Consider the following 15,419-nt stretch of genomic DNA (forward strand, 5'->3'; position numbering starts at 1 on the left):
AAAGACCAGCCTTATCGTCCACACCGATTAGTATTCGATAAAGCCGGTCCGTTTTCCTTCTATTTTCGAAGCTCCGCGCCAAAAGTTTGCTCCAAGGCGGCGATAGTTTTATCGTTCCGTTCCGACACCTCTTCTTCGGTCAAAGTCCTGTCGGGGTGACGGTAGACCAGAGACAGAGCAACGCTCTTCTTGCCAGCCCCCACCTTGTCCCCGGTGTAAATATCGAAGACTTGAATCGATTCGAGCAGGGAGCCTGCGGTTTCCCTTGCCTTATTCTCCATATCACGGACCGCGACAGCCGCGTCGACTACAAGAGCCAGGTCTCGAGTCATAGCCGGATAACGGGGCAATGTTTTATAGCGGATGGAAAAATCAACATAACGAGCCAGCGTATCGAGCTCGATTTCGGCGATGTAAGTATCGTCCAGATCTTTATCCCTCTGTAAATCAGGATGAAGCTGACCGAGCGTGCCCAGCAGCACAGGCTCCGCTGCATTCGCCAGCCATATTTCGGCGGAGCGGCCCGGGTGGTAGCCATCGGGCTTGGCTGCTCTATACTCCACAGTCAGCCCGAAGTAATCTGTCACTTTCTCAATCAGGCCCTTCACATCGTAGAAATCAACCGCAGCCGATTTGCACGACCAATGAAGCGGACGATTGGACCCGGTCCACAGAATGGAGAGCAGCAATCTTTCGTCCGGCTGCTTCGTAAGAGCCTTCTCTCCGGTAATGAAGACTTTACCAATTTCGAACACCGCCACATCGTCCATGCTGCGGTATCTGTTATGAACCGCCGTCTCCAGCAAATTCGGAATCAAGCTCGTACGAAGCGTGCTTCTTTCTTCACTCATCGGAATCGCAAGCGCAATGGGCTCGGCGTCCTTGTATCTTCCTGAAAATTGTTCGATCAGCTTAGGATGAACGAACGAATAAGTAATGACTTCATGAAGCCCGCTTTGGGTTAAAAGCTTGCGGATGCTCCGGCGCACCTTCTGCTCCCCGCTCAGCGTCCCCGGCGTCGTCACGCCAGTCATCAGACTCGTCGGAATCTGATCGTAGCCGTACAAACGGGCTACCTCTTCGATCAGATCCACATCACGCGTAATGTCGCCACGACGGCTGGGGATCTGAACGGTGATCGCGCCGTCCGCTCCTCGCCCGTAAGAAAAATGAAGCCGGTCGAAGATGGACAGAATCGTCTCTATCGGCATGTCCGTGCCCAGATAAGCATTGATCCTGTCGGCGCTTACCGTCACCGTGACCGGCTCGCCGCTGCTTACGGACGCTTCGGCGATGCCTTCCGCCGCCTGACCGCCCGCATAGCGGCAGATTAGCGACGCAGCGCGATCGAGCGCAGGAAGCACCGCCTCCGGATTCACTTCCTTCTCGAACCGGAGGCTGGCTTCCGAGCGCAGCCCGAGCTGACGCGACGTTCTGCGCACGGACGAGCCGGCGAACCTCGCCGATTCCAGCACGATGCGGGTCGTCGACTCCGATACTTCGGAGTTGGCGCCGCCCATCACGCCGGCAATCGCGATCGGCTTGGCTCCGTCCGTGATGAGCAGCATGCCGGCGTCAAGCGCCCGCTCCGCATCGTCCAGCGTGACGATCCGCTCGCCGTCGGCGGCTGCCCGCACGTCGATGCGGCCGCCTTCGAGCTTGTCGGCGTCGAACGAGTGCAGCGGCTGTCCGTACTCAAGCATGACATAGTTCGTAATATCGACTATGTTATTGATCGGCCGGACTCCGGCAGCCATCAACCGGTTCTGCAGCCACAGCGGCGAAGGCCCGATTTGTACGCCGTCTACACAGCGGGCCGCATAATGGCCGCACAGCTCCGGCGCACTGATCGTAATGCTCAGCCGGTCCGCGGCTTTCTCCCCGCTTGCAACCAGGCCGTCCTCCGGCGATGGCAGCTTAACCTCGCGTTCCAGAATGGCCGCGATTTCGTAGGCGACCCCGATCATGCTGAGACAATCCGAGCGATTCGGAGTCAGATCCAGCTCCAGCACTTCGTCGCTCAGCCCAAGCACATCCAGAATGCTGTCCCCGATCTTCGTTGTCTCCGGAAGGACGAGAATGCCTTCCTGAATTTCCTTGGGCAGCAGCCGGTCGTTCATGCCAAGCTCTTTGGCCGAGCAGATCATCCCTTGCGACTCTACGCCGCGCAGCTTGGCCCGTTTGATCTTCAGGCCGTCCGGCAGGGTGGCTCCGACCAAGGCGACCGGCACCTTTTGCCCGGCATCCACATTCTTCGCTCCACATACAATCTGCAGATCTTCACCAAGTCCCGTATCGACCACACATACATTCAGCTTATCGGCGTCCGGGTGCTTTTGCTTCGATTTGACATAACCGACCACTACTTGCTGGACGCCTTTATTTCTAGGCTCGACAATATCGACCTCAACCCCGCTTCGGGTCAGCTTCTCCGCCAAATCCGACGCGGAGTATCCGCTAAGATCCACATAATCGGCAAGCCATTGATAAGATACTTTCATCGTTACTACCTTCCCTTCTCCTCTAGATTACACGCGCACAAACTGCTGTAAGAAACGTAAATCGTTCGTATAAAAATGACGAATATCGTCAATTCCGTATTTCAGCATCGCAATCCGCTCCACGCCCATTCCAAAGGCAAAGCCGCTGTATTCCTGCGGATCGTATCCCGCCATCTCCAGAACACGCGGATGAACCATTCCGGAGCCGAGAATTTCCAGCCATCCGGTTTGCTTGCAGGTCCGGCAGCCTTCGCCGCGGCACATCATGCAGCTGACATCCACCTCTGCGCTCGGCTCTGTGAACGGGAAGAAGCTGGGGCGCAGACGGATTTTCGTATCCTTGCCGAACATTTCCTGAACGAATTGGAGCAAGGTTCCTTTTAAATCGCTCATCCGGATGTTCCGGTCGATGACCAGTCCTTCGATCTGAGTAAACACATGGGAATGAGTCGCATCGTCATCATCGTTGCGGTACACCTTCCCGGGACAAATAATTTTGACGGGAACGTTGCCTTTCATTCTTTCCATCGTGCGAACCTGAACCGGAGATGTATGGGTTCTCATCAGGATCTCATCGGTGATGTAGAAAGAATCCTGCATATCCCTGGCGGGATGATTTTTAGGAAAATTCAATGCTTCGAAGTTGTAATAATCGGTTTCTACCTCAGGCCCTTCCTCCACGGTGTAGCCCATACCCAGGAAGATATCTTCAATTTCTTCAATGACCTTGCTTAACGGGTGCACCGCTCCGGTCGCTGGCTTTCTGCCCGGCAAAGTCACATCGATGGTTTCCTGCTGCAGCCTCCGCTCGGTCTCTTCCTTGCGGAACTGCTCCTGCTTCTGCTCAATCACCTGCTCGATCGCTGCTCGGACATCATTCGCCACCTGCCCGATGATCGGCCGTTCCTCCGCGCTAAGCGAACCCATCCCGCGCAATATTTCGGTCAGCGGGCCTTTTTTGCCCAAATATTTGACTCGAAGGTCATTCAACTGCTGGCTTCTGCCCGCTTGCTCCAATTGCTGCAGTGCTTCCTGCTTAAGAGCTTCCAATTGTTCCTTCATCCATCTCGCCTCCATTTAACTGACTTCCGTCCCATGGACGGACTTTTAGGTACAACCACTGAATAACACGACGATACGACGGCCGAAGCCCAAACCACTAAAGCCCTATTCCAGCTTCATTATTTTCTTCAGGTATCCCAAAGCTGGAGCCAGAAAACAAAAAAGACGCCTTCCTCCCCATCAAGGGACGAAAACGCCGTGGTACCACCCTTATTAAAACAACGAGAACCTCCATGGCCAGCTTTCCACTGCCGAGCCCTGTATCCCGCTATTTTCACTTTGCGAATAACGGCTCGTAACCGGTACCTCCTACTTCCACCCCGCCCATAACCGCGAAACAGGTTCAAAGGACTGCTCCAGAGCGAACTTCAGCAGCCTGCTTCATTAAAGACGCTCTCAATCTGCGGCGTCTTCTCCCTGTAAGAAAAGTTCTGCTTACTCTTCTCCTTCATAGCATTTCATACATTAATTCACTTGCCTATATAAGCGACACTAAAGAAAGGGATCATTCCGTTCCGAAGGAAAGTGCCTCCGAAGCTTCAAACATCTTGTTTTGCATTCCTTTTATTGGATAGGCCTTCGGATGGTAGGAATACAAAGCCAAAACTCGCCCAGGAAGCATCTTTCTTTCTCCACTCCATAACCTATGCATTCTTTAGTTCAATTTATATAGCATGGTTATTCAATAATCAATATCGAATCCTCATTAACAGATATTATATGCAAATGTTCGCAGTGATGCAAGCCGCTTAAAGCGCGAATTCCTGAAACTATGTCTACCCGTTTACATAAATCGGGGATATCCAGGCGAACTGATTATTGCTTTGACGAATCTCTACATGATAAACGTCGCAAGCAGCATCCTTTGTCTCATCCGTCCATGTCCCTTCGAATGTATATTCACATTCAGGTACTGCGCGGTGAATTAAGAACGCCTCCGAATTATGCGGTTTCAAATGCATACTGCGGCTGCCTTGCAGCAATTCGCCGATCGAAATTTCCATTCGGGCTCCATTCAACTCGACATCCAGCATAGTTGCAGCATCGCCATTAATCTCAAAAATTAATGCCGCTGTATGAGGATGAAGCGTTGTTGGATTTTTAAACGTTGTACATGTCCAGGATGCATGCGATTCGCTCTGCTCAATCAATTCATTATGCAATTCGTTCAAATCAGGATTATCCTTCATCTCCGGTGTCGGGGCAAGAACGCTTCGACCGCGGAAACAAGTCTCTACAGACGCTATGCTGCCATTGCGAACAGCTGCATTTCCTTGCCAGAAATATCCGTCCTTAGCGTCACCCCAGCCCATCTCCACTCTAACTTTATAGGTTCCCGCAGCAGCCGCTCCTTCTTCAGAAGTACGTAAATCCTCTCCCGAGATTACTTTCCAAGGCTTTAAGTTTTTATACACTACCGCCTTGTCCAGGCGATCGCAGCCCTTGATCGACAGTTGAATCTCACGATTGCCTCCAGCCGTAATTTCGCTCCCCATTGCAGCGCCATTCACAGAGAAGCCGCATTGAATTTTGTCACCTGTTACCGCATAGGTCCGGCGGGCAAGTATTGCCTCCCAAATCGCTTCGCGCGTCTTCTCCGCTGCAATAACCGCCATTCTTCCGTCTCCGTAAGAACCCGGATAACCGGCATGATGGTCTGTGGAACCGACAAATCCGAAGCGGCGGCCTTTTTGAATACCGGCAAACACCATGCTGCGGGAATCACGAGGCCCCATATCATGCAAATAAGGGTACAAGCTTTCTTCGGACAAGCCGCATCCGTGCTTGGAATATACTTCTACGATCGGGCTTATGGCCGGATCGAAAGTATCCCAGTTGCCGCCACGATACCCGGGTGTATAACCGACATGATGAGGAACGGCAATAACATCCCGGGGCTTCAAGCCCGATACTGCTTCATAAGGCGATATGCCTTGCAGGAGAGGCATGTCATCGTTCTTACATACGATGTGATGATCTCCATACTCGCTGGAATGGGCTTCATAGCCTTGAAAAGTAATAAATTCATGCGGTACATTCGCACGTTGTACAGTTTCTCTGACCTGATCCCAATGGGAAGCCAGCTTGGCAAAGCCCTTCTCATGGAAGTCGATAAGAAATTCAAGGTCGGGGGTCCGTTCCGGCATATCATGCCATGATGCATGCCCGATAATCGACACAAAGTCGAGCTGTCCTTTAGCAGCCTTCAATGCATTCTCCAAACTCCCGTATCCATAGCTGATTCCGCAATGATTGTGTATATCTCCCCAATAAATATTCATACGATGTTATCCCCTCCGTATTTTAATGCTGTTCCATTACATCCGTATATTTGGCTTTCAATTGTTCAGCCTGGTCTTTCCAGCCTGCCCGCTCCAGCCTGCTGATCCATTGCTCAGGCCTCATATAGCGGAACGGTCCGCCGCTATCTATAATTTCCTGCATCGGGTCTTTCGCGCGGCCATTTTTCGCCATGTTCGTCTTGAGCCACCGCTGCAGCCGTTCTTCCATCAAGCTCACTACCTCAGGATACTTGTCCGCCACATTCACAGTCTGGTGGGGATCATTCTTAAGGTCATACAGCACCGTTCTTGGGAAATTATACAAACCTTCATGATAGGTGCGAATAAAATACCAGTTATGATCGCGCACAGCCCGCTGACACGCATATAGCCCGTGCTCCAGAACGATATAATCTCTACCCTCAAGTTCTTCACCGCTGAGAGCAGGAAGGAAGGACGTTCCGTCCCAGCCTGACGGCTTCGGCAGGCCGAGCAAGTCAATTACAGTCGCCATTACATCGACATTGTAAATCAAGTCATTGTTCACATGCCCGGCTTTCGTCACACCGGGCACTTTCACGATGAGCGGAATATGATGAACCGCCTCGGCCGCCATGCCGTGCTCCATATAAATGCCTTGTTCACCAAAAGATTCGGCGTGATCGGCGCTTATAATAAAGCAAATGTCATCTTCAATGCCCAATTCCCGATAGGTCTCCAATATTTCACCGACAAATTTATCCATATAGGATATTCCGCCATCATAGCCATCAATCAATTTCTTAAAGTCTTTGCGATCCGCAATTTCCAGCGGCATCGTATCCTTCGGAAGCTTGCTATAATCGTCAGACCAATGAAGGAACGTCGCCGAGCGCGGATGCGAATCGCTGCGATGTTGTTTAATCGTTTCCTCATCGGGATAAGCAGGCGCCGGATCGTCTGCGAATTGCTCGGCGTATTGTTTCGGATACGTATACTTGGCATGGGGATCCCAATACTGAATATGCAAGAAATAATTGTCTTCTTTGCCATGCTCCTTGATCCAAGGGATAACGGCCGCGTTCACTTCATGAGCGTCTTCATTGCCTCCCTTGAGTGAATGTGTATGAACCTCGTTCCATCCGGCGAAATACCACCACGCGTGGTGACGATCTCCGAAGGATGAGAACGTAATGGTCCGATAATCCGCCTGCCGCAAGTAGCGGGTAAAGAACGGCAATTCCTCGCTGTGGAAGTCGCCCTCCGGGTAATAATACTGGCCCCCGGGTCCCCAATGGGTCAGAGCGCCGTGATTGATTCCGAATCGTCCCGACATGAAGCTTCCCCGTGAAGGCACGCAAGGCGAAGCTGCTGCATAAGCATGATTAAACCGGACGCCATCCTGTGCAATTCGATCCAGATTCGGCGTTGTATTGCGCGAATAACCGTAACATCCCATATGATCAGGCCTGAGTGAATCGATATCCAAATATATAATACGCATAAGTTCCTCCGCACCATCCTTTATATATCAAAAGCCATAATTATTTTCATAGTGAAATTATATGGGCGGGACAAGCCTGCCACGCTGGCTTGCCAGACGTTTCAACGTACTTCCCCCAACTTGCAATAAATAAACAGTAACTATAACAAAGAATATAAAGAAAAAGCATCATCAATCACTTGAGCCGCCGCTCCCAGCACAATGACTTCCTTCAATTCGGAAGCAACAATCGCCGGCTTCGGCGCAAAGATCTTAATGTCCCTGGCCAGCACCGTCGCCTTGATCTGTTCCAGCATAATGGGGTCACAAGTGCCAAGCTTGCCGCCGACAATGATCGTCTCCGGTGCAAAATGCTGAATAACATTGGCGATTCCAATTCCCAAGTACTTTCCGGTATCTTCTAGAACTCTGCGGGCGAGTATCGAGCCTTTCCGATAAGCGGACAGCATCTCTTCGAAATTCATAGCTTCAATATCTTCGCTCTCGAAATAATGAAGCTCATCCCGGCCCTCCAGCTTAAGTGTTTTTTTCATTCGCTCCAATACTCGGGGGATTGATACCAATGTCTCCAGACAGCCGTAATTGCCGCAAGAGCATAGCTCTCCAAATATATCGACTGTGGTATGGGCAATTTCTCCTGCCTTGCCGCTCAATCCCCGATATAACGTATCGCGAATAATAATGCCGCTGCCAATCCCCATTTCGGCGTGAATATAAACCAGATCAGTCGAACCTCTTCCTTTGCCAAACCACTTCTCCGCGAGCGCCGCGACGTTAGCATTATTGTCGATGACGATCGGATAAGGCAGAGCCTCTTCCAGAAGAGAACGAAGCGGTATCTTGGTTTGACCGTAAAAGTTGGACGGTGAAATATAGCCTTCCTCCGTCTCATTCAGCCAACCGGGGATCCCTACGCCAACGCCGAGCACATGCGAGGGATCAATCCCTTCCTCCTGAATTAGTTGCTCCACCCGTTCCTTCAAATAGCGGATAATGTCCTCGATCCGATCCTGCTTGCTCGACTGCCGCACCGCGAAATTCGTCTGATTTCCCTCCAGATCAACGAGTGCCGATTTTACCGTTGTACGCCCGATCTCCAATCCGATAGAGAAATAGCATTTGGCATTTAGCCCCAATAGCACTTGACGCCGGCCACGGCTGGAAGGAACGGTTCCCATTTCTTTAATGAGGCCCACTTGCAGCAGCTGCTCAATAATCCGTGTAATGGTTGGCTGAGGAATATCCATCTCCTCAGAGATTTCCTTGCGTGATATAGGGCCTCTCTCGCGCACGAACTTGATGACTTTCTTAATATTCAGTTCTTTCCCTACGTGGACAATATTCATAGCTTCACCTATGCCTTATATTTACCTCATCTTACTATACACTAGTCCCAAATACATCTTCTTACAATCGAATTTCCTTCGAAGCTGGCACCTATATATGTGGCACTAAAGAAAGGGATCATTCCGTTCCGAAGGAAAGTGCCTCCGAAGCTTCAAACATCTAAACTATTTCCCCAAAAAGTGAAGATGGGCTTCGAAGCGATTCCAGGTACTTTTCGGGGACCCCGTTCCAACAGATTCCTTCTATATAGATGGGCCTACGGATGGTAGGAATACAAAGCCAAAACTCGCCCTGGAAGCATCTTTCTTTCTCCACTCCATGATCTATAAAATCTTTAGTTCAATTTATATAGCCCGGAACAATGGCAAATTCCACTACAAACTCGATGCTTTCACCCGGCTGCAAGTACTTAAGGCAGCCTTCCTTGCGTGCTTCCGAGCGAGGCTTCACAGCACAATTCGACGGCTCAATCGCCGTTACATATAACCCGTCCATCACATTGTTCCACTGCCACAGATGAGGGAGAGTTTCGTGCCGATATCGAATTGCCAGATCGAACCCCTCTTTTCCTGCAAAGCGGGGATTGTGTATCGTGACCCGGCCCCATTCGGAAGAGCTGTAATCGCACTCGTGATACAGCATTTCCGTTCCAGTATTCGTTATATTGCGAAAGCAATCCGCATCGGCCACCGTCAATTCTTGCCCCTCTTTCAGCAATCGCTTGCGATGAGCAACAATAAACCGAGTATCATCCCGTATGATTGGAAATCCGAAGTTCATATGGTATTTGATCATACACGGCATCGCCATCGCACCCAAATTGCTGACTACGTCAGTAACCCGAATAACCGCCTCATCCGCCTTCAACGTAATGTGGCGATGGAGCTGCAAATGATCGCCTAACGAGCTGCAATCATGAACTTTGCCGCTGATCGAGATCGCATAATCATCCGCTGTCCATGCTCCTCCGTACTGCAGTTCAGCAGCAGGCAATCTGCTGACCCGGCCATGCATTTCATGTGCTCCATCCTCATCCGTACACGAGCGGCCTACATTATTAAGGCCGCAAGTCGCCAGCAGGCCTCCATGGAATCCTGCCATCCAGCCACGATCCTGCAAATACGATGGATGTACATATCCTGTCTTGCTCGCCCAGGTTAACGGAATGCCTTTATAGTAGACTGCGCCAATATCCATACATCGATCCGGCAAGACCCAGAACTGCAGCCCTGCCGCATTCCAGACATATATTCCTTTGGTCCCCTGTTCCAGTCCATCCGAGAAACGCAGCGGCTTCACACCGCATAACTGGCGGATGTCCCCAATACAGCGCTCCACTAGCCGACGTGTCCAATTCTCTCCGTATATTTTCATGATGCTGAAATCTCCATCGTGCTGGCGTGATTTCCCGATCGTACCGTCTTATCCGTATATTCGACAACAAGGAAAGCCAATAAGCTGATGCCAATGATCGGTATGAACACCGGGATAAAATAGTAGGCCAGCAAAATGCCCGTAAGTATACCAGCCATGGCAAGCGAATGCGGCAACTTCTGCAGTCCCAGTAAGAAAGCCGTCTTAATCGCGGCTGATACACCCTGCTCCTGCAGCGCTAATACAGGAAAGATAAATAGGAGAAGAGAGATATAAACGCTCCCGACAAAAATACTCCACGCCATTAATACAGCATATAGCCAAACAATTGCTGCAAATTGATTCGCAAAACTAAAGTTGGCGATGACGATCAGCAGAAGAAGCATCATGACAAGCCCCAGGCACGTTGCCGGAAGCAGTTGTCTGACAAAGCTCTTCCAGTATAGCGACATGATTCCTTCGCGATCCATTTCATTTCGATGCTGTTGAATCACCCGGCATAAGCCGGCACTTGCGGCAAATACAGTGATTACAGGCAAACTGAGTAAGATCCAAAGAAAATTAAGCAGTGCCAGATTCATTATCCATTCGAAGAATCGATTGACTTTTGCAGACTTCATGCTGATCCCTCCATCCTCCTATTTCTGCAGTAATTTGTTAACTTCTTCCGCAGCCTCGTCAAGAGCTTCTTTCGGTGTCAATTTTTGATACATCGCTTTGACGATGGCTTTCGAGATCGTTGTGCCCACCTTCGCATAATTTTCTGTCGGCGGCGGAGCGATGGCATGCATCAAAGAATCGGCGAACGGCTCGACGAGCGGTGTATTTTTAATGTAATCTTGATATTCCTTCGTCTCCATCGTCGATAATTGGGTCGGCAGACTGCCCATGCCAATGTTCCATGCGGCCGAATTTTCCGGCTGCAGCAGGAACTGAATAAATTCGTAGGCGCCATCTCTATTTTTGCCGCCTGAAGGAACGGTCAAGTACCAGCCTCCCAAGTAAGTAGCTTCTTTCTCGCGTTTCGGCAGCGGCGCTGTTTTAGTTACGAACGGAAAGTCCTTCGACTGGGTGATCCAGAGCGGGAAGCCAATAAACATACCTACTTTGCCTGTTGCGAAAGTCTGGGTGATCAAGTTTTCATCCATCTGCTGCAGAGGCGCTACTTTGTCCTTCTGTATCATATCTACCCACAATTGAAGAGCTTCGGCGCCTTGTTCACTATTGAAAGTAGCTTCTTTCAAATCTGAAGTGAAATAGTCCCCGCCATTCTGCCACAAGAACGTGGACCAAATATTATTGGTAAATAATACTTCTTTGGTAGGCAGCAGCAGCCCCCATTGGCCTTTGCCAGGGTCCGTCAGCTTCTTCGCATAGTCGAGCAGCTCTTCCCACGTCTCCGGTGCGCGAGTCAGCCCCGCTTCTTTGAACAAATCTTCATTATAATAAAGGCCGGCAATCCCTGCGCTAATCGGCACGCCCCACATCTTGCCGTCCATCTCTACTACTGGTCTTACACTTTCGATGAACATGGACGGATCGATTTGGTTTTCCTTATCTTTGGACAGCTCGTCGATCGTCATTAGCCCCTTGGTGCCCCGTAACACCGAAATATCCGGAGGCCCCGCAGTAAACAAATCCGGAGGCGATCCCGCGGCAATAGAGGTCGTTATCTGCTCCATCCGTTGGTCCGGCGGCACGAAGGTTGCGTTAACGGTATATTCATCTTGGGATTCGTTAAACTTCTTCACCAGAGATTGTACAACTTCCCCATTGGCTCCTGCCAGCGCGTATAGAAATTCAACCGTCTTCTTGTCGGTTGGTTTATTGCCCGAATTTCCTTTTCCTTCCGGTGTCTTATTTCCTCCGCCACAAGCCGATAGCATAACCGTAATTGCAAGACCCATTAGCAGGACCGATTTTCCTTTTTTCATCCCATTCACCCCATTTTAGTATCAACAACCAATAATTATCCTTTAACTCCCGATGAAACAGAGCCTTGCACAAAGAACTTCTGAAACGCAATATACACAATAAAGATCGGTAATGATGAAAGCACGGTTGTTGCCATTAACAACGGCCATTGCAGCAGAAACTCGCTTTTAATCAGCGCCAGCCCCACCTGAATCGTTCTCATTTCCGTCGATGTCGTCATGACAAGCGGCCAGAAGAAATCGTTCCAAATGTAGGTAAAGTTGAAGATGACAACGCTTGCAATGGCAGGCTTGGAAATCGGAACAATGATTTTGATCAAGGTTTGCAGCCGGTTGCAGCCGTCCAGATTAGCAGCCTCCTCCAGCTCCTTAGGAATCGACATAAAGAAGTTGCGAATCAAAAAGATAGCAAAGGGATATACCAGAAAAGGGATAATAAGCGCGTTATAGGTATTGACCCAACCAAATAACTTCATAAGCAAAAAATTCGGAACTATCGTAGCCTGATGCGGAATAAGCATCGTACCCAAAACAACAAGAAAGATTACATTTCTACCCGGGAACCGGAGTCTTGAAAGGGCATACCCCGCTAACAGCGAAGTAACAACAACGCCAAGCGTAGAGGTAACCGTGATGAACAATGAATTGTACAAGTAACGTAGTAAAGACGCTTTCTCAAACGCATTTATATAATTGCTCCAATTCAAGGCCTCTGGAATAATGTCAAGACCCGATGTCAATGCTTCTTGCTGATTTTTGAAAGAGGTGGAGACCATCCATAGAAACGGGAACAGTGTCAACAATCCGCCAACATAGGCAAGCACGTAGTTTACCGATTTCTTCAGCCCTTTTCCTTTCTCAACCATGAACGACCCTCCTTCTGTTTACAGAGTGATTAGAAATCCATCTTTTTGTCCATAAGCTTGAATTGTGCCAGTGTTACAATAAACATGATCAAAAATAAAACAAACCCAATGGCACTTGCATAGCCCATCTCAAAATGCTGGAACGCCACTTCGTACAGATAGTACACAATTACGTTGGTACTGCCGAGCGGCCCTCCTGCTGTCATGACATAAACTTGGGCGAAGACCTGAAAAGCGTGAATAACGGTCATAATGACAACAAGCATCGTCGCTGGCATGAGAAGCGGCCACGTAACATGAAAAAACTGTTTTACACCGGTTGCACCATCGATGGAAGCGGCTTCATAATAATCCTGGGATATTCCTTGAAGTGCCGCCAAATATATAACAGCGTAATAACCCATGTTCTTCCACACACTCATAATAATAATCGAATTCATGGCCCACTTCGGATCGTCCAGCCATTGCGGCGCTGTCAAACCGACCGCTTGAAACATCTGGGTGATCGGACCTACCTGCGGATCGAACAAGTATCCCCAAATCATGGCCGCCGCAATCATCGATACGACTACCGGTGAATAGAAGAATCCGCGAATAACGATAATGCCGCGAATTTTTTGATTAAGCAGCAAGGCAATCAACAAGGCCGCCACGATCGACAAGATGGATTTCCCCACGGTGAAATATAAGGTTTGATACACAGACCTGATGAAGTCATTGTCCTCGATCAGCCGGCTGTAATTGCCGAAGCCGATAAACGTCTTGACCGGGTCGACCATATTCCACTCAAAGAAGCTTAAGTAAATAATGTACAAGAGCGGAAAAACCATAAAAATACCCGTCCATAGAATGACCGGCGATAAAAATAAGTATCCGGAAATCGATTCAGAGAAATCATACCCCCGTCTTTTCAAAGACCTTTTCCATTTCGTAATCACCCATACACCCCCTTCCTCTACCCTTTTTTAATTTCACTATGAAATTATATTTTCTTAAATTACGGAATACCGATGTTGGATTCCGTGATTTATGTAAAAATACTATAACATCCGCTTCAATTATTTTCAACATGAAAATAATAACTTTATTAGATTACATGCCCATTCCTGTCGCCCTTTGTTATTTAGCTATTATGACCTGGGACCGGATTTCAAGCTGGACCTTTGTCCAGCTTATTTTTGATGCTGTTCCCATTATAATAGAACTATGCCCTACTGAGAGATAAGGGTCCCCAATGAGTTGTTGCGGGGACATTTCCCTTCCGGCTAACCTTACAAAAATTTAAGGTAATTGTAATACTAATCGATAGGTTTACCCTATCTAAATCATTTATAATAAAGCTACGGAATTTTAATTAGCCTTCCTACTCGGAAAGGAGGCATCTTCGATGCAGCGATTAATTACTTTATCTAAAAACATACGCAGCAATCCTACGGATAAAATTAGAGAACGGCTGGCGTCCTTTTCCTTGAGCCGGCTCCTGGTTTATGGCGCTGCAGCTTTTTTATTGTTCATGACATTCTGGTGCACGATGGTCATGACTGGCTATGTATTAATAGACCAACAGAAGCTTGCCGCCTATAGACATCCCAACACTATGCCGGTGCAAGGAATGTCGATTCCGGTTAACAGGGACTACGTCCATCTGAGCGAAATGCCGGAATATGTTCGGAGCGCATTCGTCGCAGTAGAAGATCACCGGTTTTACCACCATTTTGGAATCGATCCTATTGCCATTGCCCGTTCCGCATGGGTAGATCTCACCGAGGGCAGGAAATCTCAGGGAGGCAGCACGATCACCATGCAGCTGGCCCGCAACATGTTTCTGACCAACGACAAAACGTTTGATCGAAAATGGAAAGAAATCGCTATTGCCACTTACCTGGAATTAAAATTTTCCAAAGACGAAATTCTGGAGATGTATTTGAACAATATATACTACGGCCATGGAAAATACGGGATCGAAGAGGCCGCGAATTTTTATTTTAATAAAACAACCCGATACGGATCTTCTGCCGCAGAATGTGTGAACTTAAGCGAAGCGGCTATTCTGGCCTCCTTGCCTAAGGCGCCGGAATTCTATTCGCCTGTCAATCATTGGGATAAGGCCAAATCCCGCCAACAGCTTGTGCTTCGTCGGATGAATGATCTCGGTCTTATTACAGAGGTACAGCGGCAAATGGCAGCCGAACAGCCCGTCATCGTTCAATCAGCTTCCTAATAAAATTTAAAGCCGCTTCCGGCTACGGAGGCGGCTTTATCACATAGCTTAGCCTGGAATCAGGAACAGACTTACAACCACACCTGCAAACATGACGACAGCAACGATGTCGAACACGGAGATTTCTCTCCCTCTATTCTTCCTCCGTCGATCAGAAAAAAAGAAAAAACCCTCGCTCTGCAAAGGTTTATACTGTAAAAGATAAGCGGGTGATGGGAATCGAACCCACGCTACCAGCTTGGAAGGCTGGAGTTCTACCATTGAACTACACCCGCGCGAACTAACACGCCCATGATCAAGGTCTGCCGGTTTTCGCCATCCACCTGCACAAGTCAGTTGAATGGGTCTG

The 15,419-nt window shown here is 49.1% G+C and carries 11 protein-coding genes, 1 tRNA gene and 1 other annotated feature; of the genes, 1 reads left to right on the plus strand and 11 read right to left on the minus strand.

What is annotated here, in order from left to right; genetic code table 11:
* Positions 1-59 precede the first annotated feature (59 nt).
* The 10 genes from pheT to KJS69_RS17750 all read right to left on the minus strand — a co-directional run bounded on the left by pheT (position 60) and on the right by KJS69_RS17750 (position 13,787).
* Positions 60-2,501, minus strand: a complete 2,442-nt coding sequence (gene pheT / locus KJS69_RS17705; protein ID WP_213585122.1) for a phenylalanine--tRNA ligase subunit beta — start codon at positions 2,499-2,501, stop codon at positions 60-62.
* A gap of 27 nt (positions 2,502-2,528) precedes the next feature.
* On the minus strand, positions 2,529-3,563 hold the full coding sequence (gene pheS, locus KJS69_RS17710; RefSeq protein ID WP_213585123.1) for a phenylalanine--tRNA ligase subunit alpha: 1,035 nt from the start codon (positions 3,561-3,563) through the stop codon (positions 2,529-2,531).
* Positions 3,564-3,743: 180 nt separating this feature from the next.
* Positions 3,744-4,024 (minus strand) — a binding site (T-box leader).
* 315 nt (positions 4,025-4,339) lie between these two features.
* Positions 4,340-5,845, minus strand: a complete 1,506-nt coding sequence (locus tag KJS69_RS17715; RefSeq protein WP_213585124.1) for a DUF3604 domain-containing protein — start codon at positions 5,843-5,845, stop codon at positions 4,340-4,342.
* A gap of 22 nt (positions 5,846-5,867) precedes the next feature.
* On the minus strand, positions 5,868-7,328 hold the full coding sequence (locus KJS69_RS17720) for a sulfatase family protein (RefSeq protein WP_213585125.1): 1,461 nt from the start codon (positions 7,326-7,328) through the stop codon (positions 5,868-5,870).
* Between the two features lie 140 nt (positions 7,329-7,468).
* A complete protein-coding gene (locus KJS69_RS17725; protein WP_213585126.1) occupies positions 7,469-8,674 on the minus strand; it encodes an ROK family transcriptional regulator in 1,206 nt (401 codons plus the stop codon).
* Positions 8,675-9,014: 340 nt separating this feature from the next.
* Positions 9,015-10,049 carry a DUF4432 family protein gene (locus KJS69_RS17730; RefSeq protein WP_213585127.1) on the minus strand — a complete coding sequence of 345 codons (1,035 nt, stop codon included), beginning with the start codon at positions 10,047-10,049 and terminating at the stop codon, positions 9,015-9,017.
* Positions 10,046-10,669 carry a YesL family protein gene (locus KJS69_RS17735; protein ID WP_213585128.1) on the minus strand — a complete coding sequence of 208 codons (624 nt, stop codon included), beginning with the start codon at positions 10,667-10,669 and terminating at the stop codon, positions 10,046-10,048. Before KJS69_RS17735 ends, KJS69_RS17730 begins: the two co-directional genes overlap by 4 nt.
* Before the next feature lie 18 nt (positions 10,670-10,687).
* Positions 10,688-11,983 (minus strand): ABC transporter substrate-binding protein, encoded by a 1,296-nt coding sequence (locus tag KJS69_RS17740; protein WP_213585129.1) that lies wholly within the window; start codon positions 11,981-11,983, stop codon positions 10,688-10,690.
* Between the two features lie 35 nt (positions 11,984-12,018).
* Positions 12,019-12,849 carry a carbohydrate ABC transporter permease gene (locus KJS69_RS17745; RefSeq protein WP_213585130.1) on the minus strand — a complete coding sequence of 277 codons (831 nt, stop codon included), beginning with the start codon at positions 12,847-12,849 and terminating at the stop codon, positions 12,019-12,021.
* 29 nt (positions 12,850-12,878) lie between these two features.
* Positions 12,879-13,787, minus strand: a complete 909-nt coding sequence (locus tag KJS69_RS17750) for a carbohydrate ABC transporter permease (protein WP_213585131.1) — start codon at positions 13,785-13,787, stop codon at positions 12,879-12,881.
* Positions 13,788-14,236: 449 nt separating this feature from the next.
* Between KJS69_RS17750 and KJS69_RS17755 the strand changes: the two genes are divergently transcribed.
* A complete protein-coding gene (locus KJS69_RS17755; RefSeq protein WP_213585132.1) occupies positions 14,237-15,070 on the plus strand; it encodes a transglycosylase domain-containing protein in 834 nt (277 codons plus the stop codon).
* Between the two features lie 204 nt (positions 15,071-15,274).
* On the opposite strand, the gene KJS69_RS17760 is transcribed toward KJS69_RS17755, so the two are convergent.
* Positions 15,275-15,345: transfer RNA gene (locus KJS69_RS17760), tRNA-Gly, on the minus strand.
* Positions 15,346-15,419 lie beyond the last annotated feature (74 nt).

Origin of the sequence: Paenibacillus sp. J2TS4 (assembly GCF_018403245.1) — a bacterium.
In the GTDB taxonomy this organism is placed as follows: Bacteria; Bacillota; Bacilli; order Paenibacillales; family NBRC-103111; genus Paenibacillus_L.

What these genes read in the sequence shown, in the direction of transcription:
- pheT (WP_213585122.1), bottom strand. Translation starts at nt 2,501, where the DNA reads ATGAAAGTATCTTATCAATGGCTTGCCGATTATGTGGATCTTAGCGGA.
- pheS (WP_213585123.1), bottom strand. Translation starts at nt 3,563, where the DNA reads ATGAAGGAACAATTGGAAGCTCTTAAGCAGGAAGCACTGCAGCAATTG.
- KJS69_RS17715 (WP_213585124.1), bottom strand. Translation starts at nt 5,845, where the DNA reads ATGAATATTTATTGGGGAGATATACACAATCATTGCGGAATCAGCTAT.
- KJS69_RS17720 (WP_213585125.1), bottom strand. Translation starts at nt 7,328, where the DNA reads ATGCGTATTATATATTTGGATATCGATTCACTCAGGCCTGATCATATG.
- KJS69_RS17725 (WP_213585126.1), bottom strand. Translation starts at nt 8,674, where the DNA reads ATGAATATTGTCCACGTAGGGAAAGAACTGAATATTAAGAAAGTCATC.
- KJS69_RS17730 (WP_213585127.1), bottom strand. Translation starts at nt 10,049, where the DNA reads ATGAAAATATACGGAGAGAATTGGACACGTCGGCTAGTGGAGCGCTGT.
- KJS69_RS17735 (WP_213585128.1), bottom strand. Translation starts at nt 10,669, where the DNA reads ATGAAGTCTGCAAAAGTCAATCGATTCTTCGAATGGATAATGAATCTG.
- KJS69_RS17740 (WP_213585129.1), bottom strand. Translation starts at nt 11,983, where the DNA reads ATGAAAAAAGGAAAATCGGTCCTGCTAATGGGTCTTGCAATTACGGTT.
- KJS69_RS17745 (WP_213585130.1), bottom strand. Translation starts at nt 12,849, where the DNA reads ATGGTTGAGAAAGGAAAAGGGCTGAAGAAATCGGTAAACTACGTGCTT.
- KJS69_RS17755 (WP_213585132.1), top strand. Translation starts at nt 14,237, where the DNA reads ATGCAGCGATTAATTACTTTATCTAAAAACATACGCAGCAATCCTACG.